This window comes from Exiguobacterium sp. s149 (genome assembly GCF_018618395.1).
In the GTDB taxonomy this organism is placed as follows: domain Bacteria; phylum Bacillota; class Bacilli; order Exiguobacteriales; family Exiguobacteriaceae; genus Exiguobacterium; species Exiguobacterium chiriqhucha.
In genome coordinates this window covers 177,891-204,010 of the sequence record NZ_JACSLZ010000003.1, presented here as the reverse complement: position 1 = coordinate 204,010, position 26,120 = coordinate 177,891, and the positions used below count along the sequence as shown (strand labels likewise).

The 26,120-nt window shown below is 54.4% G+C and carries 29 protein-coding genes; 14 read left to right on the top strand and 15 right to left on the bottom strand.

The window, feature by feature from the left end:
* Positions 1-5 precede the first annotated feature (5 nt).
* The 5 genes from KNP81_RS06065 to ypfJ form a co-directional block, all read right to left on the bottom strand.
* Positions 6-1,379: a PTS transporter subunit EIIC gene (locus tag KNP81_RS06065; RefSeq protein ID WP_029594632.1), complete on the bottom strand. Its 1,374-nt coding sequence runs from the start codon at positions 1,377-1,379 to the stop codon at positions 6-8.
* Positions 1,380-1,391: 12 nt separating this feature from the next.
* Positions 1,392-2,285, bottom strand: a complete 894-nt coding sequence (gene murQ, locus KNP81_RS06060) for an N-acetylmuramic acid 6-phosphate etherase (RefSeq protein WP_256442315.1) — start codon at positions 2,283-2,285, stop codon at positions 1,392-1,394.
* A 170-nt stretch (positions 2,286-2,455) separates the two neighbouring features.
* Positions 2,456-2,911: a GNAT family N-acetyltransferase gene (locus KNP81_RS06055; RefSeq protein ID WP_214719249.1), complete on the bottom strand. Its 456-nt coding sequence runs from the start codon at positions 2,909-2,911 to the stop codon at positions 2,456-2,458.
* On the bottom strand, positions 2,908-3,756 hold the full coding sequence (locus KNP81_RS06050) for a MurR/RpiR family transcriptional regulator (RefSeq protein ID WP_214719248.1): 849 nt from the start codon (positions 3,754-3,756) through the stop codon (positions 2,908-2,910). Before KNP81_RS06050 ends, KNP81_RS06055 begins: the two co-directional genes overlap by 4 nt.
* Positions 3,757-3,864: 108 nt before the next feature.
* Complete coding sequence (ypfJ, locus tag KNP81_RS06045) at positions 3,865-4,722, bottom strand: KPN_02809 family neutral zinc metallopeptidase (protein WP_214719245.1); 858 nt, start codon at positions 4,720-4,722, stop codon at positions 3,865-3,867.
* A 164-nt stretch (positions 4,723-4,886) separates the two neighbouring features.
* Between ypfJ and KNP81_RS06040 the strand changes: the two genes are divergently transcribed.
* Positions 4,887-5,075, top strand: a complete 189-nt coding sequence (locus KNP81_RS06040; RefSeq protein ID WP_012727443.1) for a 2-hydroxymuconate tautomerase — start codon at positions 4,887-4,889, stop codon at positions 5,073-5,075.
* 40 nt (positions 5,076-5,115) lie between these two features.
* On the opposite strand, the gene KNP81_RS06035 is transcribed toward KNP81_RS06040, so the two are convergent.
* A complete protein-coding gene (locus KNP81_RS06035) occupies positions 5,116-6,702 on the bottom strand; it encodes a Na/Pi cotransporter family protein (RefSeq protein ID WP_214719243.1) in 1,587 nt (528 codons plus the stop codon).
* Positions 6,703-6,725: 23 nt separating this feature from the next.
* Positions 6,726-8,021 (bottom strand): HD domain-containing protein, encoded by a 1,296-nt coding sequence (locus KNP81_RS06030; RefSeq protein ID WP_214719241.1) that lies wholly within the window; start codon positions 8,019-8,021, stop codon positions 6,726-6,728.
* Positions 8,022-8,121: 100 nt separating this feature from the next.
* On the opposite strand from KNP81_RS06030, the gene KNP81_RS06025 reads away from it, so the two are divergent.
* Positions 8,122-8,970: a lipoate--protein ligase family protein gene (locus KNP81_RS06025; RefSeq protein ID WP_214719239.1), complete on the top strand. Its 849-nt coding sequence runs from the start codon at positions 8,122-8,124 to the stop codon at positions 8,968-8,970.
* A 4-nt stretch (positions 8,971-8,974) separates the two neighbouring features.
* Positions 8,975-9,820 carry a DegV family protein gene (locus KNP81_RS06020; RefSeq protein WP_214719237.1) on the top strand — a complete coding sequence of 282 codons (846 nt, stop codon included), beginning with the start codon at positions 8,975-8,977 and terminating at the stop codon, positions 9,818-9,820.
* Between the two features lie 51 nt (positions 9,821-9,871).
* On the opposite strand, the gene KNP81_RS06015 is transcribed toward KNP81_RS06020, so the two are convergent.
* Complete coding sequence (locus KNP81_RS06015; RefSeq protein ID WP_214719235.1) at positions 9,872-11,821, bottom strand: glycoside hydrolase family 3 protein; 1,950 nt, start codon at positions 11,819-11,821, stop codon at positions 9,872-9,874.
* 326 nt (positions 11,822-12,147) lie between these two features.
* On the opposite strand from KNP81_RS06015, the gene lipA reads away from it, so the two are divergent.
* On the top strand, positions 12,148-13,047 hold the full coding sequence (lipA, locus tag KNP81_RS06010) for a lipoyl synthase (protein ID WP_353047974.1): 900 nt from the start codon (positions 12,148-12,150) through the stop codon (positions 13,045-13,047).
* Between the two features lie 18 nt (positions 13,048-13,065).
* Positions 13,066-13,896 (top strand): lipoate--protein ligase family protein, encoded by an 831-nt coding sequence (locus KNP81_RS06005; RefSeq protein WP_214719231.1) that lies wholly within the window; start codon positions 13,066-13,068, stop codon positions 13,894-13,896.
* Between the two features lie 56 nt (positions 13,897-13,952).
* On the opposite strand, the gene amyS is transcribed toward KNP81_RS06005, so the two are convergent.
* The 5 genes from amyS to KNP81_RS05980 all read right to left on the bottom strand — a co-directional run bounded on the left by amyS (position 13,953) and on the right by KNP81_RS05980 (position 18,798).
* Positions 13,953-15,470 carry an alpha-amylase gene (gene amyS, locus KNP81_RS06000; RefSeq protein WP_251130297.1) on the bottom strand — a complete coding sequence of 506 codons (1,518 nt, stop codon included), beginning with the start codon at positions 15,468-15,470 and terminating at the stop codon, positions 13,953-13,955.
* 198 nt (positions 15,471-15,668) lie between these two features.
* Complete coding sequence (locus KNP81_RS05995; protein WP_214719227.1) at positions 15,669-16,196, bottom strand: DUF2812 domain-containing protein; 528 nt, start codon at positions 16,194-16,196, stop codon at positions 15,669-15,671.
* The gene (locus KNP81_RS05990; protein ID WP_214719225.1) at positions 16,193-16,525 is read right to left on the bottom strand and encodes a PadR family transcriptional regulator; all 333 of its coding nucleotides are present in this window, start codon (positions 16,523-16,525) and stop codon (positions 16,193-16,195) included. Before KNP81_RS05990 ends, KNP81_RS05995 begins: the two co-directional genes overlap by 4 nt.
* Before the next feature lie 114 nt (positions 16,526-16,639).
* Complete coding sequence (locus KNP81_RS05985) at positions 16,640-17,767, bottom strand: YfbR-like 5'-deoxynucleotidase (protein ID WP_214719224.1); 1,128 nt, start codon at positions 17,765-17,767, stop codon at positions 16,640-16,642.
* Positions 17,767-18,798: an ion channel gene (locus KNP81_RS05980; RefSeq protein ID WP_214719223.1), complete on the bottom strand. Its 1,032-nt coding sequence runs from the start codon at positions 18,796-18,798 to the stop codon at positions 17,767-17,769. The genes KNP81_RS05985 and KNP81_RS05980 overlap by 1 nt, the downstream gene beginning before the upstream one ends.
* Before the next feature lie 103 nt (positions 18,799-18,901).
* Between KNP81_RS05980 and KNP81_RS05975 the strand changes: the two genes are divergently transcribed.
* From KNP81_RS05975 to KNP81_RS05950, 6 genes are all read left to right on the top strand, one after another.
* Positions 18,902-19,360, top strand: coding sequence for a hypothetical protein (locus KNP81_RS05975; RefSeq protein WP_214719222.1), 459 nt, complete (start codon positions 18,902-18,904; stop codon positions 19,358-19,360).
* Positions 19,357-19,722, top strand: coding sequence for a hypothetical protein (locus tag KNP81_RS05970; RefSeq protein ID WP_214719221.1), 366 nt, complete (start codon positions 19,357-19,359; stop codon positions 19,720-19,722). Before KNP81_RS05975 ends, KNP81_RS05970 begins: the two co-directional genes overlap by 4 nt.
* Positions 19,719-20,942, top strand: a complete 1,224-nt coding sequence (locus KNP81_RS05965; RefSeq protein ID WP_214719220.1) for a glutathionylspermidine synthase family protein — start codon at positions 19,719-19,721, stop codon at positions 20,940-20,942. The genes KNP81_RS05970 and KNP81_RS05965 overlap by 4 nt, the downstream gene beginning before the upstream one ends.
* On the top strand, positions 20,939-21,352 hold the full coding sequence (locus KNP81_RS05960) for a DUF350 domain-containing protein (protein ID WP_021066039.1): 414 nt from the start codon (positions 20,939-20,941) through the stop codon (positions 21,350-21,352). Before KNP81_RS05965 ends, KNP81_RS05960 begins: the two co-directional genes overlap by 4 nt.
* 61 nt (positions 21,353-21,413) lie before the next feature.
* The gene (locus KNP81_RS05955) at positions 21,414-21,923 is read left to right on the top strand and encodes a hypothetical protein (protein WP_214719218.1); all 510 of its coding nucleotides are present in this window, start codon (positions 21,414-21,416) and stop codon (positions 21,921-21,923) included.
* 22 nt (positions 21,924-21,945) lie between these two features.
* On the top strand, positions 21,946-22,494 hold the full coding sequence (locus tag KNP81_RS05950) for a hypothetical protein (RefSeq protein ID WP_214719216.1): 549 nt from the start codon (positions 21,946-21,948) through the stop codon (positions 22,492-22,494).
* A gap of 61 nt (positions 22,495-22,555) precedes the next feature.
* On the opposite strand, the gene KNP81_RS05945 is transcribed toward KNP81_RS05950, so the two are convergent.
* Positions 22,556-23,656: a globin domain-containing protein gene (locus KNP81_RS05945; protein WP_214719214.1), complete on the bottom strand. Its 1,101-nt coding sequence runs from the start codon at positions 23,654-23,656 to the stop codon at positions 22,556-22,558.
* Between the two features lie 190 nt (positions 23,657-23,846).
* On the opposite strand from KNP81_RS05945, the gene KNP81_RS05940 reads away from it, so the two are divergent.
* Entirely contained in the window at positions 23,847-24,287 is a 441-nt protein-coding gene (locus KNP81_RS05940) for an RrF2 family transcriptional regulator (protein WP_214719212.1), read from the top strand.
* Between the two features lie 22 nt (positions 24,288-24,309).
* Here KNP81_RS05940 and KNP81_RS05935 read toward each other — a convergent pair whose 3' ends face one another.
* On the bottom strand, positions 24,310-25,242 hold the full coding sequence (locus KNP81_RS05935) for a ring-cleaving dioxygenase (protein WP_214719210.1): 933 nt from the start codon (positions 25,240-25,242) through the stop codon (positions 24,310-24,312).
* 119 nt (positions 25,243-25,361) lie between these two features.
* Here KNP81_RS05935 and KNP81_RS05930 point away from each other — a divergent pair, with 119 nt between their 5' ends.
* Positions 25,362-25,571 (top strand): helix-turn-helix transcriptional regulator, encoded by a 210-nt coding sequence (locus KNP81_RS05930; RefSeq protein ID WP_021066034.1) that lies wholly within the window; start codon positions 25,362-25,364, stop codon positions 25,569-25,571.
* Positions 25,568-26,032, top strand: coding sequence for a hypothetical protein (locus tag KNP81_RS05925; protein WP_214719208.1), 465 nt, complete (start codon positions 25,568-25,570; stop codon positions 26,030-26,032). The genes KNP81_RS05930 and KNP81_RS05925 overlap by 4 nt, the downstream gene beginning before the upstream one ends.
* Positions 26,033-26,120: the final 88 nt, after the last annotated feature.

The window sequence follows — 26,120 nt, the reverse complement described above, 5'->3', positions numbered from 1 at the left end:
AGTTGTTAAATCCCGTCTGCCATTTCTTCTTTGAAGCCGAAGAAATACGTGAAGATGAAGCCAGCCGTATACGAAATGACAAGACCTGCGATGTACGTCAAGTACATGCCGTTATCGATGAGCGGCGTAAGCGAGAGACCCGAGACCCCAATCCCGAGTGCTGCCGTCTTCATCGTCGCTTGGAAGGCACCGCCGACCGCGGCCCCCATACAAGCCGTCAGGAACGGACGGCCAAGCGGGAGTGTGACCCCGTAAAGGAGCGGCTCGCCGATTCCAAGGAATCCGACCGGGATGGCCCCTTTAATGATGTTACGAAGACGTTGGTTGCGTGTCTTCACGAAAATCGCGAGCGCCGCCCCGACTTGTCCAGCCCCAGCCATCGCCAGGATTGGCAAGAGTGCCGTGTTACCGACCGTGTTGAGCAATTCCAAGTGAATCGGTGTGAGTCCGTGGTGCAACCCGACCATGACGAGCGGCAAGAAGAATCCAGCAAGGACAGCCCCTGCTACCGGTCCACCGACTTCAAGCACGGCGTTCAACCCTTGCATGATCCCGTCTGACAAGATGCCTGCGACCGGCATGATTGCATAGAGCGCCGTGAAACCGACGACGAGGACCGTGAGAAGCGGTGTAAAGATGATATCGACCGCCGTCGGCATGAAGCGACGAACGTGTTTCTCGATGTACGTCATGAGCCAAGCGGCAAAGATGACCCCGAACAGTCCACCCCGCCCGACAACGAGCGGTTCCCCATAAATCGTGATGTCCGCGAGCACCGGGTTGAAGAGAATCCCCCCGGCGATGGCACCGAGTACCGGCGTCCCGCCGAACTCTTTGGCCGTGTTCCAACCGACGAGGATGGCGAGATACGCGAACACTGTGCTACCGAGCAATAAGAGGATTTGCATCCACGTCTCGGTCGGGTCAACGCCGGCGTTCTTCGCGAAGTTGGCTCCCCCGTTAATGATACCTGAAGCGACAAGCCCTGGAATGAGCGGAATAAAGATGTTCCCTAAGCGACGCAAGAAGCGCTTGAACGGCGACTTCTGTTTGTCTTTCACTTTTTGACGTTCGATGGCCGCCCGTTCGTCCGGCGTCAAATTCGCATCGACCGACTCTTCCCCGATGGCGAGCCCCGTCTCACGACTGAGATGGTCCGCCACGCGGTTGACCGTCCCCGGGCCAACGACGATTTGCAACGTCTCGTCATCGATGACACCCATGACACCATCGATTTGTTTCAATGCAGTGAGATCCGCTTTCGTCGGATCTTTGAGCGCTAAACGCACACGTGTCATACAGTGCGCGAGTTGACGAATGTTATCTTTCCCCCCGACATGCTCTAATATCGCATGTGCAAGAACCTCTTCTTTCTTCATCTCGAATCCCCCTTATAATGCGTCACGGACGAATCCGTTCGCACGCTCTAATCGCTCGACTGCCTCCGCATGCGGGACGTCGGCTAAAATCATGACAATCGCCGTCTTGACGTGACCACCGGATGAATCGAAATAACGCGCGGCCGTCTGTTCGTCGACCCCTGTCGCTTCCGCAATCATCCGTTTGGCCCGCACTTCCAACTTTTCGTTCGTCGGCTGCACGTCGACCATCAAGTTTTGATACACTTTCCCTACCCCAATCATCGACGCCGTCGAGATCATGTTGAGGACGAGTTTTTGCGCCGTCCCTGCTTTCAATCGGGTCGATCCGGTCAATACTTCTGGTCCCGTCTCGACTTCGATTTTGAACTCGGCGTGTTCGCTGATTTTTGAACCTTTGTTACACGATAGCGCGGCTGTCGTCGCGCCGACCTCGCGGGCGTAATCGAGTCCGCCGATGACGTACGGTGTCCGTCCGCTCGCGGCAATCCCGATGACGGTGTCGAACGCATTCAAGTGAAGCGCTTTCAAATCATTGACCGCCAAATCCTTGCTATCCTCTGCTCCCTCGACCGCTTTAATCAACGCCCGTTCGCCACCTGCGATGAGTCCGACGACCATGTCCGGTGACACGCCAAACGTCGGCACACATTCCGCCGCGTCTAAGATTCCGAGCCGTCCGCTCGTCCCTGCGCCGATGTAAATCAAACGTCCGCCTTGTTTGAAGGATGCGATGGCACGCTTCGTCACTTCGGCAATGACCGACAGTTCTTCTTGAATGACGTGTGGGACCGATTGATCTTCCTCATTCATCACTGCAAGGAACTCCTCGACCGCCATCTCGTCCAAGTGCATCGTTCGTTCATTTCGTCTTTCAGTAGCCAGTTTGTCTAACATCGCCACCATCCTTTCTTCTCTCTAATTTTATTGTACTAACTTGAAATTAAAAGTCAAACTTATTTAAAAAAATAAGGAAATAAAATTTCATTATAGGTCAAGCGTATACGTGTATGCATGTAAATTTGTATACATGTATACATGTATGGAAAACGCCCGGCCCTATTGGACCGAGCGCTTTAGCTGATGACTTTTTTCAACACGTGGACGTGATCGCCGCGTGCCGTGATGGAATCTTTTTCATAGACGTAGCCTTGCCGTTCCCAAAAGCGACGCGCCCGCTCATTGTGAGGTAACACCCCGAGTCGGAACACCGTCTGGAACGGACGCATATATGTTTGTTCGAGATGTTCATACAACCGCGTCGCAATCCCGGTGCCGTGCAGCCGTTCATCGACGACGAACAGACCGAGCCAAAGCGAGCCGTCGACCGGGTGTTGCTTCAACAAGTCGGCGACGGCGATGACGTCCCCGTCCTCAAAGACGAGGCTGACGGTCTCCTCCGTCTCAAAATCGGCCACGTTTTCATCGCGGAACGTTTCGGGCGCCTGTCCGTTCAATTCCGCGAACGACCGTTGTTGTAAGAGGAACGCCGCCACCGCATCGCGCCACGTTGGGTCATAGACGTGAATCATCGGCGCAACTTCACCATCTCGTCACGTGCCTCGGCGTAGCGATCAATCAATCCCTCGCCTTTTCGGTGCAACAGCCCCATATAAAGTGTGTCGATAATCGTCAACTGTGTCATCCGTGAAGCGATGCTCGCAATCCGGAAATCACGTTCGACGCTCGGCGTGCATAGTCGGACATCCGCTTCTCGATAGAGCGGAGATTTATCGAGGTCCGTGATGGCGACGACCGGCACCCCTCTTTTCTTGGCGAAGCGGACGAGTTCGAGTACGTCTTTCGTCCGACCCGACGTACTGATGGCGACGAAAACGTCGTTCGGGCCGAGATGCGGAATGAGAGACAACATGTAATGGAAATCTTGCGATGTCTGGGCCGCATAGCCGAGCTTTGTGAATTTATATTGCGCGTCATAGGCGGCCGTCGACGAACCGCCGACCCCATAAAACACGACCCGGTTCGCTCGGGCGAACGTATCGATCGCATGCTCGAGCTCACGCTTGTCCATCGCCTCGGCACATGCCTCGATGGCCATTTTGTTCACATGGATGACTTTTTGAAACGAATCGTAAGGTGTGTCTTTCTGCTGCAACACGTTGAAATCGGTGAGCGTCGTCTCGGTGATCGCCAAGTCTTTGACGAGGGCGAGTTTGAACGCCTTGAAGCTATCGATTCCGACGACACGCGCAAAGCGAACGATACTCGCCTCGGACACGTCCGTCTTTTGAGCGAGCTCTTTCGTCGTCATATTCGGAACGAGCGTCGAGTGGGATAAAATATAATCGGCGATTTTTTTCTCCACGGACGTCATCTCGCTTTTGGCGAATTCGATTTTTTTGAGTAAGGATTCCATCGGGTCATCCCCTTCCTACTTCTAGTTTCTGTTTCCATGATAGCGGATTCTTTCTTCACAAGCCAACTTGGACATGGAAAAAGGTCAAGCCATCGCTTGACCTCATGGTTATAAGTTTTTAGCGTTGAACGTATCGCCGCCTTGAATCGTCCCGTTTTGGAACCCTTTATCGAACCAACGTTTCCGTTGTTCGGACGTCCCGTGCGTGAACGAATCCGGCGTCACATAGCCGCGCGCCTGTTTCTGAAGGGTGTCATCCCCGATTTGGTGCGCCGCATTCATCGCCTCTTCGACGTCGCCGGACTCGAGGTAACCCATCCCTTGAGCGTGGTGGGCCCAAACGCCTGCATAATAATCGGCCTGGAGTTCGAAGCGGACCAAATATTTGTTGAACTGTGTCTCACTCATCTCGTTTCGGAGCGGCATAATCTCGTCCGTCGTGCCGAGCAACGTCTGGACGTGGTGACCGACCTCGTGGGCGACGACGTACGCCATCGCGAAGTCACCCGGTGCATTGAACTGTTGACTCAGGTCATCATAGAAACTCAAATCGATATACAACTTCTGATCACCCGGACAGTAGAACGGTCCGACAGCCGATCCGGCAATCCCGCACGCCGATTCGACTTGATCTTTATAGATGACGAGCGTCGGCTCCCGATACGTCAATCCGTTCTCCGCAAAAATATCGGTCCACACTTCTTCGGTATCCCTTAGCACGACCGACACGAAGTCGGCCATCTCTTCTTCCCGCGCCGAGCCTTCATACGCTCCAGAGGACTGTTCCGGTTCTCCGAGTCCGATGTTGTTGACGATATCGCCCGGATTGCCCCCGTTGAGCAGTGTGAAGACGATGACCAAGATGAGACCAAAGCCCCCACCGATTCCTGCGATGCCTTTCCCTCCGACACGTTGCCCCCGTCGATCCTCGACGTTTCGACTTGCTTGTCTACCCTTCCATTTCATCCGCCTGTTCCTCCTACGACTAGTCTGTCTTGTTCCTTACCCCGTTTTCACATATTTCGCACCTGCATTTTTTATTTGTACCGTCCGCCCAATCGATTTTCTGCTTTCCACTTGCCTCACCTTTCACTAGAATGAAAGGGAACGAACTAAAAGGAGGAAATGTGATGCCATACGTAACGGTTAAAATGCTCCCAGGTCGCACGGTCGAACAAAAACGTGCGTTGATTGAAAAGGTGACAGACGCCGTCTCCGAGACGACGAACGCCCCGAAAGAAAACATCACCGTCTTCATCGAAGAGATGGACGCGACGCACTACGGCCAAGCCGGCGTCATGCACGCAGATAAGAAGTAAACACAGCGACCGCCCTTCCATCTCGGAGGGCGGTCGTTTTTCAATCTTCCAGATTCACTTCAAACCGCTCGCTCGGGACGGTCGGTTTAATGAGGTGACGCGTCGCTCGCCAAATATGATAGCCAATCCGGTCGAGCCAGAGGAGCGCCTGGACTTTTTGAATCGTCTGGTCCATCTCGAGCTGATTCGCCGCCGTCTCCTCGAGCAGTTCGGCCCGATGCGCTTTTCGATATTCAGCGAGCTGTTTCGAGGCCGTCTTCCACTGACGCGACTCTTCCGGGGGCGTGTGATGGTTAAGCGTCTCGACCATGTCGAGTTCATGCAAGACGAGCTGACGCGCGACCAGGAAGTCCGTATCGCGGAGCGCGTCGACCGGGTCGACTTCACGCATGACGAACAGCCACCGCTCCAAGTGGTCGATTGTATGGAGCAGCGACAGATGTTGGCCGTAGTCGTTGCGTCCTCGCCCTTCTTCCAATTGAATCGTGCTCAAAAAGACACGGACGTCGCCGAGCGTCTTCTCGACGAGTTGAAGCTCGTCGTCGCGTTTACGTGCCTCGTTCAGCAACAGTTGCGTCTCTTTGGCCAAATAGCGCTCAATCTCAATCAACGAGCGCCGGGCCGCCTCGAGCGCGACCGTCGGGATGCGGGCCATATTCGGGTCGAGGAACCGGGTCAGCTTTTCCGCCCGGCTCGGGATCCACTTGAGCAACTGACGACTGAACGCCTGATGGAACGGCAGGAACGTGAACACCCCGAGCAAATGGAACGAGGTGTGGAACAAGGCGAGCCGCAACAGTTCGTTCCAATTGAGGCGATCGGCCACACCGTTCACGACACCGAACAAGAGCGGGAACGTCAGCCAGCCGATGAGTAAAATCGAGCCGTGGACGAGCACGTGCGCCAAGACGATGCGGCGGGCCGACTTCCAGCCTCCAATCGACCCGATGGCGACGACGAGACTCGTCCCGGCGCTTTGTCCAAGCACGAGCAGACAGGCTTGGGCGAGCGTCACCGTATCGGTCGCGAGCGCCGTCATCGTCAAGACGAGACCAATGCTCGAGGACTGTAATAGGACGGTCATCAGTAATCCTGTCCCAAGCAGTGCGAGTTGATGCAACGGTGTGTCCGCTTCCCAACCGGCGAATGAGAACGTGACGACGTCGCGCATCGCCTCTTGAAGTGTCCCGATGCCAACGAAAATCAGACCGAGTCCGACCATGAGCATACCGATGCGCTTGACGCGCCGTCCGATCAAACGTAGCGTCATACCGACCCCGATGAGCGGGAGCAACAGTTCGCGAATATCCACGTTATAACCTAAGAGCGCCACAATCCATCCGGTCGTCGCGCTGCCCGCGTTCGCTCCGATGACGAGTGTGAGCGCTTGGGTGAACGTCAACAGACCGGCGCTGACGAAACTGATCGTCATGAGCGTCGTCACGGTCGACGACTGGAAGAGTGTCGTCATTGTAGCCCCGAGAAACGCACCTGAAACCGGTCCCTCTGCCAACAGGTTCAAGCGTTGCCGGAGCCTTTCCCCGGCCATGTTTTTCAACGTATCCGTCAACAGCATCATCCCGAGCAAGAAAATCCCGACCCCGCCGACCAATGTGCCAACTCCCATGGTGTCACTTCCTTTTCAACGATTCACTCTCCCCGTAACGTTGACAACATCCATGTTTTTTCTGACGCGTAATCTTTCAAATTGAGGAGCACGTCCTCAGGATAATAGATTTTCTCGTCTGACTGGCGCGAGTTCAAAATCGATTGGACGAGCATCGATACTTCTGAGATTTCGCGACGGTCGCCGTCGTTCATTTGCAGGTAGATGCCTTCGTATTTGCCATGCCCTTTATACAAGTCGTACGGCAGTTGACTGAGCTGGTCCTCGAGTAAGTAGTAGCGGGTCGGCAACCCGATTGACTCCATCGTCGAACGCAAGCGGTCCATGTAGCGGACGCGGTTCGCTTCCGGGAAATTCTTATACTTCAACAGGCGGCGGTTGACGAACCGGCTCGCGAGATCGGCCAAAATCGGGTCCGCCTCGTCCATCCATTCTTGGAAATAGAAATAGACGATCGTCTCATCGAGCTTCAAGTAATGCTCGAGCGTCATGTCCTCATGATTGAAAATCGGCAAGAAATGCTTCGGCGTCATCTCGAAGGCGTAGCCCGACTCGTACAGCTCTTGCGCCCGCTCGAGCACGGCTTTGAGCAACAGGTCGCTCGACCGCGTCGCCGGGTGCAAATAGACTTGCCAATACATTTGATAGCGCCGCATGATATAGTCCTCAATCGTATGCATGCCCGACTGTTTGACTACGACTTGGTCCTCATCGGGACGCAACACCCGAAGCATTCGCTCAAGGTCGAACTTACCGTAACTGACACCGGCGAAATGGGCGTCACGGAGCAGATAGTCCATCCGATCGACGTCGAGTTGCGAACTGAGGATATTGACGAGCAGTCGGTTCGGGTGTGTCTTATTGATGATGGCCGCCACTTCTTCCGGGAAGCCGCCCCCCATCTCGGACAGCACTTTGTTCACTTCCGTGTCCCCGAGGATGATGCGTTCGGTCCACACCTCGTGACGGACGGCGAAGACGTGCTCGAACGCGTGCGAGAACGGACCGTGTCCGACATCGTGCAGCAGCGCCGCCGCGAGCAACAACTCCCGGTTGCGGTCATCCCACTCCGGATACTCATGGAACTGATCGATTAGCTGTCGGGCGATTTCGTAGACGCCGAGCGAATGATGGAAACGCGTATGCTCGGCCCCGTGGAACGTCAAAAACGACGTCCCGAGCTGCTTGATGCGACGTAACCGTTGAAACTCTTTCGTATTGATCAATTCCCAGACGAGATGATCATAGACGTATATATATCGATGAACCGGATCTTTGAACACTTTCGATCCTGACAATTGACCTCGTGACGTATACATGACGTTGCCCCCTACGTTTCATTAATGATTGGATTCGACTTCTAGCGCGTGGTTCCTCCCATGTTATAATGGGAAGGAGATTATTTATTGAAAAGGAATTATGTATATGACCCATCCATTATTACGACAACCGACCTACCGTGTCATTGACCAATCTTCGCTCGGTTCGGCGTTCCAAGCCGAGCAATCGTTCGCGACGGACGATACGCTCTGTGCCTCGACCGCGACGTCAGGTGCCGTCCTGCGGGCCTGGGTTCATCTAAACACGGTCGTGCTCGGGATTCAAGACGCCCGTCTGCCCCACTTGGCAGATGGCATCCGTTTGCTTCATGAACACGGCTTCCGTCCTGTCGTCCGCAATTCAGGAGGACTGGCCGTCGTCTTAGACGCGGACGTGTTGAACTTATCTTTGATTTTACCCGAGAAAGACGGGATTCAAATCGATAGCGGCTACGAGGCGATGACGTCGCTCATCCAACTCATGTTTCAAGACGTGACGACAGACATTGTCGCTGGCGAAATCGTTGGGTCTTACTGCCCCGGCAGTTTCGACTTATCCATCGGTGGCAAGAAGTTCGCGGGCATCTCACAGCGCCGTGTCCGTGGCGGTGTCGCCGTCCAAATTTATTTGAGCGTTCGCAAGAGCGGGAGCGAACGCGCCGCCCTCATCCGTGATTTTTATGAGCGCGCCATCCAAGGCGAAGCGACAAAGTTCACCTACCCGGCCATCGTCCCTGAGACGATGGCGTCACTCGAGGACTTGCTTGGTATCCCGCTCACCGTCGATGACGTGTTGCGCCGCGCCTACACCGTCCTTAGTGACGTGAGCCGGCTCGTACCTGGCACTCTCGATGCGGAAGAGCAGGCGACGCTCGTGACCCAGCTCGACCGGATGTGGAAGCGCAATGAACCGATCCGTGAGATTGAACAACAATTAATAGAGGAGTGACCGCATGTTTAAAATCATAACCGATACCGGCGCCGATTTGACCCAAGACCAGATCGTCGAGTACGGTCTCGAAATGCTACCGCTCGGTGTCGTCATCGACAACGACGAATTTTTAGACGGTGAGACGATTCAACCAAAAGACGTGTACGACGCGATGCGTGCCGGGAAGACGCCGAAGACGTTCCAAATCGAGGCGGCCCGCCTCGAACAATGTTTCCGTCAACATCTCGAATCGGAAATCCCGTTCCTGTACCTCGCCTTCTCCGGTGAGCTTTCAGGCACCTATCAGACGGCCGTCATGGTCGGCAACCTACTTAAAGAAGAATACCCGAACAGCACGTTCCATATTCTTGATACGCGTGCCGCGTCCGTCGGCCAAGGACTGTTCGTCAAGACGGTCGCCGAGTATGGTCAAGACCATACGTATGAAGAGACGGTCGCCTACGCTACGTCGCTCGTCGGCAAAATCCGGCATTTGTTCACGGTCGAATCGCTTGAATATTTGATGCGCGGCGGTCGTGTCTCAAAAGCGAGCGCGTTCATCGGGGATTTGTTGACGATTCTACCGCTTTTGACAGTCGAAGACGGCAAGCTCGTCCCAATCGAGAAGGTGCGCGGTCACAAGAAAGTGTTACGCCGCATCGTCGAATGGATGACCGAGTCGAAACCGCTCGTCGAGGGTGGGCACGTCTTCATCGGCCACGGCGATGATCCAGTCAAAGCCGACCAATTCGAGGCGTTGTTACAGGAACATGTGAACCCGGCGAGCGTCACGAAGACGATTGTCGGTTCGGCCATCGGGGCGCACACAGGCCCAGGCCTTCTCGTCGTCGGCTATTTCGAGGCGTGACAATCAAACGAAAAACCGCGAGTACCCTCATGGGGCACTCGCGGTTTTAGTTTACTTGTTCCAGTTGCGGAATCCGTCACCAAACTCGAGGTGCAAGTCGTCTCCGAACACGCTGTTCTCAAACGTCGGTACGTCGACCGGGAGTTTGCCCGCCGGTTTCACTTCACCGAAGATGGCGCGAATGCCGGCCGGGAGGTTCGGTCCTGCCGATTTGGCATTGCCCGCCTCTGAATCCGGTCCGTTCGGGTCACCTTTGAAGCCGTAGATGATGAGCTGGGCCGGTGCATCCGGCTGAACCGCCACATCGTACGGGTTACGCAGGCTGAGCAAGACTGACTTCTTGCCCGTCTCGTTGGCGTAACGGAACACTTCGGCCGGCACGTAGTTGTCAGCCGAAGTCGATTTCAGCTTGGCGCTGTTGTTCACGTTCGAGCCGACGATGATATAGTCGGCCGCGTCGAGTTTTTCTTTCAATGCCGGGTTTTGATCCAAGTGCTTCGTCGATGCCGTATAGTTCGCGGCGATGACGTTCACGTCTTTCATGTTGCCGGCGTTCTTCTCGAGCGACTTGATCGTCTTGATCATGCTGTCCGTCTGGTCTTTCGCCGGTGACAAGACGAGGACCGTCTCACCTTTTTTCGGTTTGAACGGAAGCGTCTTGTCATCGTTTTTCACGAGCGTGACGGCCGCCTCGGCGATTTCACGTTCTTTCGCTTTATGTTCGGCACTGCCGACGACCGCATTCGCCTCAGCGAGTTTCGCCTCGAGCGTCGTCGTGTCGACCGATTCTTGCCAAATGCCGCGTTCCGCTTTGAGCGTCAAAATCCGCTCGACCGCTGCATCAATCTTCTCTTCTGACAGGCGTCCATCCTCGACGGCTGCCATGACGTCTTCAAAGATCGTCTCGAGCTTCACGACGTCCGCGTTTGACCGTAAAATCGTCGGCATGAGCGCGATATCCACGCCCGCATCGAACGTCTTGATGACCGCTTCGGCTTCCGTGAAGTTATCGGCAATCGCCTGCATGTTCAAGGCGTCCGTGATGACGATCCCGTCATAGCCCATGTCTTCCCGTAACACGCCCGTGATGACGTCGTCCGAGAGCGTCGCCGGGAGCGGGAACGTGCCGCGCGGTGAGTTCACGACCTCATCTTCGATTTGTGGCATCCCGATGTGTGCCGTCATGATCATGTCGATGCCTTCGGTGATGGCTCGTTTGAACGGTAACAACTCGAGACCGCGCAAATCTTCGAGCGATTTGTCGACGATTGGCAGTCCGTAATGCGAGTCGACCGCCGTGTCACCATGACCTGGGAAATGCTTCGCCGTCGCGGCGACGCCCTGGTCTTGGATCCCTTGTGTCATCGCCGAGCCGAGCTCGCCGACGAGTTCCGGGTCGCTCGAGAACGAGCGCACGCCGATGACCGGGTTGGCCGGGTTGTTGTTGACGTCAAGTACGGGACCGAAGTTGACGTTCACCCCAAGTGCGTTCAGTTCCGAACCGATGATGTTCCCCGCATCATAGGCGTACTGACTGCTCCGTGTCGCCCCGAGCGCCATGTTACCCGGCAAGTTCGTGCCCGTTCCGAGACGTGTCACGATTCCACCCTCTTGGTCAATCGTGATGAAGAGCGGTACGTCGTTGCTTTCGTCTTGTTTGACGACTTCTTGGAGGTCGTGGACGAGTTTCGTCGTCTGTTCGGTCTCGGTCACGTTTTCCGCGAACAAGATGACACCCCCGAGGTCAAACCGATCGACGACGCGCGCCACATCTGTCGCGAGTGCCGTATGGTTCGCCCCGTTCCATAATCGGAAGTCTGGCATGATCATTTGACCGAGCTTTTGTTCAAGCGTCATCGACGCGAGCTTGGCGTCCACACGCTGCTCAATCGACGTTGCTGGCGTCTCCTCCGCTACGACCGCAGTCGCCATCGGGACCGATGAGACGAGTAGCGCTGTCGTTAGCCCCAGTGTCGCCGTCCAGTTCAATGCTTTGTTCATGTTCCCCACTCCTTTTTTGAAAGTTTCCCCGACCCCCAAACAAAAAGGCATGGAGGAAGAAGCGTTGCCTCACCAACGCTCGTTCACCCCATGCCTGATCGTATCAGTTACATATGGTCCTTATTCAGGTGGTCAACGTCAGTATAGCAATTCAAAAAATGGGAAACAACACTTCACATGAAAGCGTAACCATTTTGAAATATATGTTCTGTTTTGACACACAGCCGACCTGTATTGGCAAAGCCAATAATTTCGCTGGTTCGAATTCGCCTTCATCTTTGGTAAACTCTTTTTGTTAGGGGTTAACTTTCAAAAAGGGGGAAATCATCTTGGCACGAGGGGAACTGAAACGAAAGCCGGAATGGTTAAAGATTAAACTGAACACGAACGAGACTTATACCGGTCTCAAAAAGATGATGCGCGAGAAAAACTTACATACGGTCTGTGAGGAAGCGAAATGTCCGAACATCCATGAATGTTGGGCCGTTCGCCGCACCGCGACGTTCATGATTCTCGGGAGCATCTGCACCCGTGCCTGCCGCTTCTGCGCGGTCACGACGGGTAAACCGAATGAGCTCGACTGGGAGGAACCGAAACGTGTCGCCGAGTCGGTCCGCCTCATGAATTTGAAGCACGTCGTCATCACAGCCGTCGCCCGCGACGACTTGAACGACTACGGGGCGACGGTGTTTGCCGAGACGGTCCGCGCCGTCCGTAGCATGAACCCGGAGACGTCAATCGAAGTGCTCCCGTCCGATATGATGGGTGACTTCTCGGCGCTCCAGACGCTCATCGATGCCGGCCCGGACATCATGAACCATAACTTGGAGACGGTGCGCCGCTTGACACCGAGAGTCCGCGCTAAAGCGACGTACGACCGGACGCTCGAATTTTTAAAACGGTCGAAAGAACTGAACCCGGACATCCCGACGAAGTCGTCAATCATGGTCGGACTCGGCGAGACGAAGGAAGAGTTGATTCAAGCGATGGACGACCTCCGGGCCCATCACGTTGACATCCTCACGCTCGGCCAATACTTGCAGCCGACGAAGAAGCACCTCGACGTCGAGCGCTACTACCATCCAGATGAGTTCGCCGAGCTGAAAGAGATCGCGTTGGCGAAAGGCTTCTCCCACTGTGAGGCCGGACCGCTTGTGCGTTCCTCGTATCACGCGGACGAACAAGTCCACAAGGCACGTCGTCACACGATGTTGCCAATCGATTAAGAGAAAGAAGAGACCGATATGACTGGAACGACATGGCATTTGCTCCACACCGCCCCGCTGTCCCCGGCCGAGAACATGGCAATCGATGAAGCCATCGCCGGCTGGGTCGCACGCGGCGACATGAAACCGACACTCCGTTTTTACGCCTGGGCACCGCACGCCATCAGCGTCGGACGCTTTCAACGGGCGACGCGTGATCTTGATCGCGAGGCGCTTAACGCGAACGGCATTCCCGTCGTCCGCCGCTTGACCGGCGGACGGGCCGTTTTGCACGCGGACGAGCTGACGTATAGCGTCATTCTCCCTGAGACGATGCCATCCTTGCCGACGAACGTCATCGAGAGCTATCGCCTCCTGACCGAAGGGGTGCGTCGCGGGTATCACGCACTCGGCGTCCCGGCCGAGTTCTCGGTGCCGTTGACCGAGGCCGACCGTGAGGCGCTTCGAAAACCGAAGTCGGCCGTCTGTTTTGACGCCGCCTCGTACTATGAGCTCGCCGTCGACGGGAAAAAGATTGCCGGGAGCGCCCAAGTGCGCCACCAAGGTGCCGTCCTGCAACACGGCTCAATCCCATTGTCGATTGACGATGACGTCTTGTTCGACTGCTTCAATCTCGAGGCCGATGCGAAGGCGGAGGCCAAAGCCCGCTTTGGTGACAAGGCCGTCTCCTTGAACGAGACGCTCGGTCGACCGGTCGCCTTCGACGAGGTCGCGGCGGCGTTCACGGACGGGTTCAGTGACGCGTTCGACTTGACGTTCGAACCGCTGACGTTCACCGAGGCGCAGCAACAAGAGATTCAGGAGCTCGTCGCCAAATATGAGAGTGACGAATGGGTCTGGAAACGCTAAATTCAAACAACACCCGATCGAAGAGAGGATCCCCTCACTTCGATCGGGTGTTTTCGTTATTGTTGCGTATAAATCGAGACCGAGCCTCCGTTGACGAAGAACTGACCCCAGCCGTCAGCATTGATCGTGACGAGACGGGCGTTGTTGTTCGTCATGTCTTTCCATACCTCGCCGGCGTTCTGCTTGCCGACGTACATCCACTTCGAGCCGCCCGGACCGTCCGATAGAATCGTCGCGAGACCCGATTTGGCACGGTCGGTCACACCTTCACGTGTCCAGCCGATGACGTCCTGATGATCGAGGTAGTCATGCTGCGTCCCGTAGGCGAAGTCTTTTCGTGCCTTCAAAATCGGTTGGAGCGTGCCCGACATGTTCGGGATTTCGCGGTTCGTCGTCCCTTTCGTGCCGTAATAGTCTCCATAGAAGAGGGCCGGATAACCCTGACCGCGCGTCATGATTGTCGCGTAGGCGAGCGGTTTGAACCAGTTGGCGACCGTCGACTCGAGCGACTGGCCCGGCTGTGAGTCGTGGTTATCGACAATCGTCACGGACAGCGACGGATGCTGTTCGGTGACGGTGCCTTTCAAGATGTTGCGCATATCGTAATTCCCGCCGCCGTTACCAGCCGCTTGGAAGTTGTAATGGAGCGGCACATCGAAGACGGAATGCGTGTAGCCCGTCTTATACAGATAGTCGTTGATGGCACCGAGGTCGTTCTTCCAATACTCGGCGACCGTGAACATCTCTTTCCCGGTCGTCTGGCGCACGCTCGTCACCCACTCCTTCAAATACGAGTGGCTGATATGTTTGACCGCGTCCAACCGGAAGCCGTCGAGCCCGAGCGAGTCGGCGTACCATTTACCCCAGTTCTTCATCTCTTGGCGGACCTCAGGATGCTCGAAATCGACGTCGGCATACATAAGATAATCATAGTTGCCGTTCTCGTTCGACACGTCCGTGTCCCACGCCTTGCCCGTGCTCTTAAATTTATAGATGCGGCTCAAGCTGCGTGACTGATCCCAATCAGTGCCGTCAAAATGGTACCAGCGCCATTTGAATGGCGAGTATGTATTGTTGCGCCCCGCGAAGTTGAACCCGGTCCAGGCCGAGATGCCATACTCACCGGACGTTTCTTGGTTCCGGTTCGACGGATTGACCTCGATTGCCTGAACGGATTCGGTATAATCGGCCCCGCCCTTGTGATTCATGACGACGTCGCCGTACACACCGATTCCTTTACCGCGCAAGTTCGAGATGGCGGTCTGGAGCTGCGCTTTCGTCCCGTACTTCGTCCGGGTCGTCCCTTTTTGGTTGAATTCGCCGAGATCGTATAAATCGTACGCCCCATACCCGACATCGTTCTGTGACGTGCCTTTATACGCCGGCGGAATCCACACCGTCGTCACCCCGATGTCTTTCAAGTGCTGCGAGTCATTCGATAGTCGGTTCCAATGCAGCCCGTCGTTCGGGACGTACCATTCAAAGTACTGCATCATCGTACCGTTTTGCGGCGTCGCCGCCTGTGCGACCGGTTGCCCGGCGAGCAGTGCAATCGCGGTGACACCAGCCGTCATCGCTAACCCTTTCCGTCTTTTACCCATGCCCGTTCCTCCTCTTCAAAATGAATGCAAGCGATTTCATTAATTATCATGCCCGATTCTATTTTGGTTGAATAGAGGATTTCCATAAAACAGTTCTCTGCGCCTAACTATTTTTTTCTTGAATAGTTCAGTCGACCAAAACAAAACGGATGGCTTGTGCCATCCGCCTAGTCATTCATTCCGTTCCAAACGTTTTCGCTTCACGAGGTATCCGAGATAAGGGAGTCCGGTAAAGACGAGGCCGATGACGACCAGCGTCTGCAACACCAAGATGATGGCTTCCGCCGTCTGTGGCCAATCCAATTGCAACATGAACACGAATCCGAGTGATAGCAATAGACAAATGAGCGCCGCCCGGCCCATCGTCCGCTCGACTTGGCCGTATTTCTCTTCGGTCGTCTGGCGATCGGTATAGAGAGGCGTCGCGTCCGGACGACCTTTGAACACATGAATCTCTTCACCTGTCGACGTGACATGCTCCCAGCCGCTCGCGGCGAACAGCTCGAAATATTCCGCGTCCGGTTGTTTCCGATAATCGAGACTGTAGCGCACATCCATCGGTTCGCCTTCAACGAGCGTGTAGCCGAGCGGCGCGAACTTCTCTAAATGCCAGCCTTGAGCGGCCATCCGTTCCAATTTTTTCATTTCCCGTTCTTCGGCGAACGCCAGTCCCCAACTCGACATATATTTCCGTTTCATCGCTGTCCCTCCCCTTCTAAAATGAAGCGTGCATCATCGACGATCGCTTGCCTGCGTTTCAAGTCTTCCGCCACGAGCGCACGCCCCTGTGCCGTGATCACATAACGTTTCTGTTTCCCGTCCCCGTCAATCGGCTCGATCAGCTGTGCGTTCACGAGTTTCTTGATGATTGTGTACATCGACGCCGGCCCGATTTTAATCCGCCCGTTCGTCAACTCGTCGACGAACTGCATAATCAAATAGCCGTGACGCGCCTCGGTCAAGGCGAGCAGGATATAGAGCATGCTGTCGGTCAATTCGCCGAGCTCGATCGTATCATTACGCGGCATCCCGCCACCTCCTATATCATTCATTGATATATCTTACCCTTAATATATATCGTTGAATGATATATGTCAATGAATGATATAAAAAAAGCCGCAGACAATTTGTCTGCGACCTGGTTAACTGGTGACGTAATCTAAATCATGCAAGATGTACGCCAAGAAGAACAACATGCTCGGGTTCTCGTAACGCATCTGCACTTTACGGAGTTGCTCGCGATACGTGACCTCATATTCGGCCCCGTTCATCTTCCGCTCCATGTTCATCTTGATGAGCGCGTCGAGCTTGTCCATCATGTCGACGAGCATGCCTTCATACGTGTCATCTTTCGAATCGGCCATATAGCGCCGGAACGCCGGCTGCATATAGCCCGGGAGGAGCGACAAGAGCGCCTCGCTCTCGGCCCGTTCATACGCCTCGAACGCCGCACCGGTCTCGGCAGTTGAATGTTTCACCGGGCCGAGCACGTCCCCGGTCACCCCCTCGACGAGATCGTGACAGAGCAGGCGCGCTGTCAGCTCGGCGACATCGACATCGACGTCATATTTCTCACGCTCGAGCAATCCGCTGAACATCCCGAGCGCGGCCGCCCGGAAGCCATGGATGGCGTCGTTATCGTCAATCGTGTTGAATCGGCCTTTCCACCGCCGGACACTGTCCATCCGCATGACGTTCTCGATGAACGTCGCCACGTCTGTCTCCGCTTCGACTTGTTCATACAGCCAACGGACCGATTCGAGCGGATGTTCGCGCAGGGCCGCTTTCATCTCTTCTAGCTTGGCGACGAAATGGGGCGAGCCGTGGCCGACTTCCCGACGAACGAACAGCATCGCGTCGAACGAGTCGATTCCATCGACGAGCCGTCCTTCGAATGAGTCGTCCTCCGCTTCGACGAGGAAACGATAAAAATGCGGCCGGAGCGACTGCGACAACAACTCGACGAGTCCGAGACTCGCCGTCCGCTCCATCCGTTCGATATGTTCTTTGAGCGTCGGTTCTTTTTTCGTCCGGTGCATGATTGGACCGGTCTGCACTTCGTTCATATCATGGAACAGCGCCTTGCCGAGCACGTCGAGCAAGTTGACGTCCCGTCCTTTGTTCTCTTCGTAGTATGCCGCGATCAAGCTGAAGACAGCGACGCGGAAACTGTGGCTTGCCGCGTTGTCATGATAATGCGGCGCATACTCGTCCCATCGTTGCACGTTCTGCATGCGTGTCATCTTGCGGATAAACGTTCCGTTATACATCAAATTCCTCCTTGGTTCAGTCGCTCCCACGAGTCATCGTGACAGACGATGTAAAGCATATCGCTCGCCTGAAGCGGTGTATCGAGCACCGTCGCGTAATCGAGACGGTCGTTGACGGCGATTAACGTGACGCCTTGATGCAACAAACTTTCCGCAGCGTCCCGGATGGTCGTCCATTCCGGTTTCGGTGCGAGCGCCTGGATGTTGCCGCCTGACTGTTTACTAAGCAGCTGACGGAAAATCGATGTCGTCCCCGGCTGCAGCGTCGCTTTCGCCATGAGGAGTGACACCGAGTCGTTCGCGAGAATAAAGTCGTCGATTCGGACGTGTTTGAATTTCGAGATGTTCCGTTCCTCGCACACCTCGACGACCGTATGCAAATCGACGCCACGTTCAGACGAGAGCGCTTCGACCGCTGACGCGATGAGCAACGATTTCCCGTCAGCGAGGAGTGTCTCCGTGATGCGGGCATCCGCGAAGATGGCGACCCGGCGCGCCTTTAAAATATTGGCCTGCAAGAGTACGGCCTCATCCGACGCGTCACCGTGGACGAAGTGGACATTGTCGTGGTCGTACGCTTCTTCCTTCAACTGATCGATTAAGACGATCTCAGCCTTTGGCTCATAGACGAACACTTCATCAATTGCCTTTTTCGTCTTCGGCGACCAGCCGATATAGACGTAATGCCCTTCTCCTCGATACACTAACTTCCCCTCCCGTTTTAACCGTTGAAACGTCGCACCGACTTCAACGAGTTTTCCAATCAACGCCCCGATAATCCCGATCCCGAACAGGAACAAGAAAATCCCGAGCCAACGTCCCGCGACCGATGTCGGGAAAAAGTCACCGTATCCGACGGTCGTGAGCGTCGTCATCGTCCACCAGAATGAGTCGAACATCGACGGGAACGTCTCCGGCTCGAGCACAAACCCGAGGACGGTACCCGTCAAGATGATGACGAGCGATGCCAAGACGACGTTCAAAAACGATAATTTCGATAATCCGCGCCAGACACGAAAAAAGATATGCACAGAAAAACCCCTCCTTTTCCTATATACTAGAGACAACTTACTTGATTTACGAAACCACCTTACGTTCGGTTCCGTATAGAAAGAAAAAAGAAAGGACGACGTCATGAACTCAATCGTTTTGGAATATCGACTTTATAAAAATGAACTTTCATTCGAGCCACTCTACCATTATACATCGCTCGGCCTCGATGAAGTACTTGCCCGTCGCGAATGCGATTTTTTCGTCAAGGACGGCATGACCTACAAGCAACGCTCATCGGCGCTCGAAGGCGAGCAATACTTCTTGATTTACGTCGACCGTTACACGGAAGGCCCGGTCGACAAGCATGAGACGACCGACATCAAAGTCGAGATCCGGACGCTCGACGACCGGTTCGACAATCCGATGCTCGAGGCGTATTACGTCGACCGTCATCTCGACGCCCTTGCCATGCTCGGCAGCCAATATTTGTACGTCGCCGGCAAAGAATATGAACGTGACTCGGCCGAGACGGATGAGGATCGCGGCGTCTATGTCATTTACGTCACCCCTACAGGTTATACATTGGAGGAATCAACATGAAGACAAGCAAAAAAATCTTGAGCGGTCTGTCGGCCGCAGTGTTAACCGCTTCGCTCGCGGCGTGTGGCACCGACGAAACCGAGCAAGCGACGTTACCGGAAGAACCGACGGGCTACGAATGTGACGATTGGGACTGGGATGATGAGACGGAGTCATATTACTGTGACGATGAGCGTTCTCCTCACTTCGGCAGCTTCTTCTTGCTCGGCAGCCTGTTCAATTCAAAGAGTGCATTGAAGAATTCCTCGTCTTATAAAAATTACCGTTCGAATGGCGGCGCCAGCAGCATCACCCCGAACAAATCGAACTCAGGCTCTAACTCGGGCCTCGGCAGTGGCTCAAAAGGCGGCTTCGGGGGATGAAGCGCGACGCGTTGTTCGGCCAAATCCCTTTCTTTTGGCCTGACTTGAACGACGAGGAGTACGCCCTTTACGACTGTCTCGCCATGTCGGGTGACACGGTGAGACAAATTCGGAAGGCGACGCGTGACGTCGATACGATTTTCCGCAAGGCGAATCGCCTGCTGCGCACGCTCCCGGACGACACGCTCCGTTTGCTCGGTTACCCTGAGGCGAGCTTGCCGTTCCTCCGGGACAAGTCACTGCCGCAAGAGACGATTATCGGTCGCTATGACTGGATCGTCAAAGACGGCACCATCAAGTTGATGGAATTCAATGCCGATACACCGACGTTCATCAAAGAACTGTTCGATGTGAATGGCTATGTGACGACAGAATTCGGGCTCGACGACCCGAACGCGGCGTCGACCGAAGAGCTCAAGGCCGAACTTCGAAAAGCCGTCATCGCAGCGTGGCAACGACTCGGTCGGGACGGGACACCGAAAATCGTCTTTACGGCCCACGATGACAACATCGAGGACAAATGGACGACGCGCTTCCTTCAAGAGACGCTCGATTTGCCGTCCGAATTCGTCCCGCTCGACCGATTGCTCGTCGAGGCGGACGGCGTCTTCACACCATCTGGGGAAAAAGTCGACGTGTTATATCGTCAGACGTACCCGATCGAGCATCTGGTCGACGACCAGGCACCCAATGGTGATTTGATCGGCATCCGCCTGCTCGAACTAAACGCGGCCAAACGCGTCTCGGTACTCAATCCGCTCTCGGCGTTTCTCATGCAGTCTAAAGGCGTCCAAGCGCTCATTTGGGAACTGTATGAGGTCGATACATATTTCGACGAAGCGGAACGTTCCATCATCGAGACTTATTTTTTACCGACGTATCTCGAGCCTGATCCGTTTATCGGCCAGAGCGCGTACGTGCAAAAGCCCGCCTTCGGCCGGGAAGGCGACTCGGTCATCCTCTATGACCAAGCCGGCGTCCCGTTCCATAAAGAGGCGCTCCAGACGTACGCGGACGAGACGGCGGTGTATCAACAGTTCATCGAGCTGCCGACCCGTCTGACGAACACGGTCAACGGTCCGCTCGAGACGCACTACATGGTCGGCTGTTTTTGTTTGAACGGCCATCCGTCCGCCCTCGGCGTCCGCGCCGGCAGCATGATCACGAACAACCAGTCTTACTACTTAGCCATCGGCACAACAAAGGAGAATAACTTATGACGTTCATCACGCTCGATTCCATCTTGAGCTTCCTCGCTCACCTCGGCACAGGGTTTGGCCTGATTTTAGCCGGACTCGTCGTCTTCGCCCTTACGACGAAGTATTCGGAACGTAAATTGATTAAAGAAGGTAACGTCGCCGTCGCCTTGAAACTTTGGGGGAAAGCAATCGGACTCGCCATCGTCATCTACACGGTGTGGGCGAACAGCGTCAACCTGCTCGACGCCTTCATCTGGGGACTCGTCGGGATTCTTGCCCAAGTGCTCGCCTTCTGGACATTTGAATACGTCCTGACACCAGGCGTGAACTTAGAGAAAGAAGTCGAGAACGGCAACCTCGCCATCGGGATTAGCCTCTTCTCCGCCTCACTCGTCGTCGGCATCATCGTCGCCGCGAGCTTGACGTACTAATCAAACAGCCCATGCGCTCAGGATTGAGGCATGGGCTGTTGCTATAGAAAGGAAGAGACAAATGTTCAAACGAAAAATTATCGGAGTGTTGCTAGCTTGTATCGCACTTATCGCCTTGATACAAAACGGACCTACATTTTTAGAGAATCGAAAGCTTGATCGCTATTTGGCTGATGACGGTTTTCACGCCTATACATTCGATCAATTTGATGAATCAAACCTCGCCCTGTTCACAAATGAGAACGAGACAATGCTTGGACTCGCCGAGATGAGTGGTGACGGGTATGGTGCCACAACTGTCGAGACAGTCGATGCAGCTCCGTTCGACTATATCGAGCTTGAACATGAAGGCACTTATTATTGGGGGGTGCGTCTCAACAACAACCCTCAAAAAGTGGCTTCTCTCCGCATCATCGGAGAGCGTATGCAAGGAGAACACGTCCTCAATCGTCCCGAAGAGGATACATTTTCTAAATATCATATCTTGAAATTACATAACGTCCCTCAAGAAGATTGGACGATTCAAACGTTAGACCAAAATGAGCAAGTCATTGACTCGATCGATTTCTGAAAACTGAACAAGGAGAGGCAAAATGTCAAAACGTAGACTCGCATTATTCCTTACAGGTATGATCATTATCATCGCCATTTCAGTCACGGCCGGTATCCGGTCTTATAACGACGAACAACGAAAACAAGCATCCGAACAGGTACAACAAGAATTGAACGACCAGATGACTGCCCAAGGGTGGTCTGCTTACGAATACCATAAATTAGAAGGATCGACCGTCACGCTATTCACGAACGCAGACGACACGATTCTCGGTCTAGGCATCATGAAAACGAACGGTGAGTTTAGTAGCTCGACCCGTGACACAATTGAAGAAACACCATTCGACTGGGCTCATCTTGGCAATGGAACAGACGAATACCTTGGGGTTCGGTTGAACAATCAACCCGAAGACGTCGTGTACTTGCGGTTACAGAATTCCGATTGGAGTAAAACCTACATGGTCAACGATCCTCGAGACGAAGGATATATCAGGACTTACTTGATTACTCTAGAGAAGACGCTACTTGGCGACTGGACAATCGAAACGCTCGACCGCGACAAAAACGTGATCCACGCTGAGCAACTATAAAAACCGCAAACCGATAACCGGTCTGCGGTGATACGACGACTGCTTTCGCGGTCGTCTTTTCTTATGCTTTGGCGAGTACGGCCGATGGACCGAAGAACTCGTAACGGGCTTGTGGAATTGTTTGGACGACCGTCTCCATCATCGCGGTCGGACCGCACGTGTAGACGTCGTGTCCGTCGACATCGAGTGCTTCGAGCTGTGTCGCACTCATGCAACCTGATACGTCATCGACGTGTGTGATGAGCTGGAGACCAGCGTTCACAAGTTCATCGAGCTCTTCACCGAGCGGACGGAGGCTCGTGCTGCGGACAGCATGGAGCAACGTGACCGAACGGCCTTGACCGAGTGCCGTCTTCGCCATGTTGAAGAGCGGCGTGATACCAATCCCGCCAGCGACGAGTGTGAGCGGACGATCCGATGCTTCGAGCACGAATTCGCCAGCCGGGGCACTCACTGGAATCTCCGTACCGACCGTCTGCTCGTGGAGCCAGTTTGAGACGAGCCCTTCCGCTTTCGGCGCAATCCAGTAACCGTCTTCTGTCGTTTCGACGACGCTATATTGACGGTGGTGCAAGATGTCTTCCCCAGCGATACGGGCTTGAACCGAGATGTATTGACCTGGGATGGCCGTCCCGACGACTCCGTCGTTCGCTTTGATGTGGAATCGTTTCACTTCCGGTGTGTCTTCAATCACTTCAGCAACCGTGAACGGTTTGAAACCGATCCATGGTGCATCATCGTACATTTGTTTCTCGAGCGAGATGAAGACGTCAGCGATGACACCGTATGCTTTCGCCCAAGCGTCGATGATATCCGGCGTCGCTGCTTCACCGAGCACATCTTGAATCGCTCCGAGTAAGTTCTCGCCGACAATCGGATAATGTTCTGGGCGGATGTTCAAGCTCTTGTGTTTATGGAGTGCCGGTTGGATGGCCGGAAGGATCGCTTCGAGACGATCGATATGGACGGCTGCTGCGTAAACGGCGTTGGCAAGCGCCTCTGGCTGCCGACCGCGTTTTTGATTCGTATGATTGAAAAATTGACGGACCTCTGGGTTGTTTTCGAACATGCGCTTATAGAAGTGACTCGTGATGGCGACACCGTGGTCTTTCAAGACCGGTGCGGTCGCTTTGACGATATCCATCGTTTGTTGATCTAACATTTTATTTCCCCCTTTTTGAAAGTTCATGTTCATTATGTGAGGTAAGTCACTTCAAAAGCAATATATAAAATACTTGTTTAAATACAAGTTCAAATTTCCGCCTTGAATCCGCCACGCTTTTTTCACATCTTCCATCGTCGCGCTTTCGCGAGATGTCTTGTACAATGAACGAATGAAGAGGTGAATCATCATGCGGCTCACGCAAACGTGCGACTACGCACTCCGAACACTCATGTATAGCGCCACGTTCTCCCATCGTCTTGTGACGATTCAAGAAGTGGCGGACCAATATCAGATTTCAAAGAACCACGTCATGAAAGTCGTCTATGAGCTCGGGAAGCACGGATATCTGGAATCGGTACGCGGCCGTGGCGGCGGCTTCCGGCTCGCCCGCCCGATGGAAGACATCAATGTCGGCGACGTCGTCCGGACGATTGAACCGCTCGAGCTCGTCGAATGTTTCGGCGAAGGACGATGTGTCATCGCCCCCGCGTGCGACCTGCGGAGCGTCTTGAACGAGGCGATGCTCGCGTTCCTGCACGTGCTCGACCGCTATACGATTGCCGACCTCGTCGCCAACCGGACGAACGAACTGGCTATGTTGCTAGGCATACAAAACCCGACGGACTGAAATAGTCCGTCGGGTTTGTCTGTTATAGCGGTTTTAATTTGGCCTCAATCTCGGCTCGTCGCGGCTCGAGAAACGGCGGCAGCGCCAAGCGTTCCCCGAGTGACTCGACCGGCTCATCCGTCGCAAATCCAGGGCCATCCGTCGCCAGTTCCACCAAAATCCCGCTCGGTTCGCGGAAATAAATCGATTTGAAATAATAACGGTCGATTAGGCCCGAATGACTGATACCGAAAGAATCGAGCCGCTCGACCCAACGCGCCATCTCGTCATCATCCTCGACGCGAATCGCGACGTGGTGGACACTGCCCCGGCCCGGCCGCTCCGACGGTAAATCGGGACGGTCGACGAGATGAATCTCTGTAGCCACACCCCCGTCGCCCGTCTCGAACACACGAACCGATTGTCCGTTCCGTTTGAACTCAGACGCGAAGCGATAACCGAGCACGTCCGTCAGTACGCGTTCCGTCTTCTCGATTCGCCGCACCGTCCACTCGCTGAACCCGAGGCCGAAGATGGCGACGTTTGCCGGTACCGTTCCGTTTTTCCACGGCGTCCCTGACCCGCCCTCGACGAGACAGAGCCGTTGCCCCTCCTCGTCCTCGAAATAAAGAGTCGGACGACCGAGCACATCCTCTAACGGAGCATGGAGTACACCGAATTCGAAAAATCGTTCCAGCCAGTACGACAATGCGCCGTTCGGCACCCGGAGCGCCGTCCGCGAGATGCTGCTCGACCCTTTATACGTTTGCCCGAGAAAAGGCAGCTCGAAGAACGTCAAATCCGTCCCCGGTGTCCCCGATTCATCTGCGTAAAACAAGTGATACATCGATGGATCGTCTTGGTTGACAGTCTTTTTGACGAGTCGCATCCCGAGTACCTCCGTATAGAATCGCAAGTTCTTCGACGCGTCCCCTGTCATCGCCGACACGTGATGTTGTCCTAAAATCGCCTTCATCCGACTTCTCCCCTTTCAACTTTGATTATATTGTACCATCCACAAATAAGTAAAGTTAGCTTTACATTAAGTAAAGTTTACTTTACACTAAGGATAGAAACAAGAAATGAGGTGGCGGCATGCCATTAATCAATCGCGTCAAAGAGTTGCGGGCCCGGCATCAATTGACCCAAGGCGACTTGGCGGCCAAAGTCGGTGTGACGAGACAGACGATCATCTCGCTCGAAAAAGGGAGCTACACGCCGTCGCTTCTGCTGGCGATGCAAATCGCCCGCGTGTTCGAGGAACCGGTCGAATCTATTTTCACAATCGAGGAGGAAACAAATTGAAACACGTCGTCATCCAATCCATCTCCAGCATCATCTTGTACGTCCTGATGGCATTTCTGTTCAGTTCGTTCTTGTCTGACGTGTCGACCGTCATCGAGACCGACCGATTTGAAATTGAGTTTAACTTATTGCCGCTCTTGCTGTTAGTCGGCTTCTTTATCATTTGGACAATCTATTCGTTCAAGACACGCCCGAACCAAAACTTAAGCTTTCGCCAATGGTCGGTCCGGATGACGGAATTTAGCGAAGTCGACGAACGCGAGCAGATCATCACGGCGAAAGCGACGAAAGCCGCCTACGTCTCGTTCGGGATTACTGTGCCGCTCCTCATGGCGTCATTCATGTTTTATCCGCTGTTCGAGAACGCGCTCCCCGCCTATCCGATTTACGCACTAGCCTCGACACTCATCATCTCGACACTCGTTTATATGACGACTTGGATCCGCGCCTATACCCATTAAGGAATTCACATCGAATTCCTTTTTTTGTGTCGATTTTTCGTCGAGTCGTTCCGTACGATTGCGAATTCAGTCACGTCGTGCTTATATA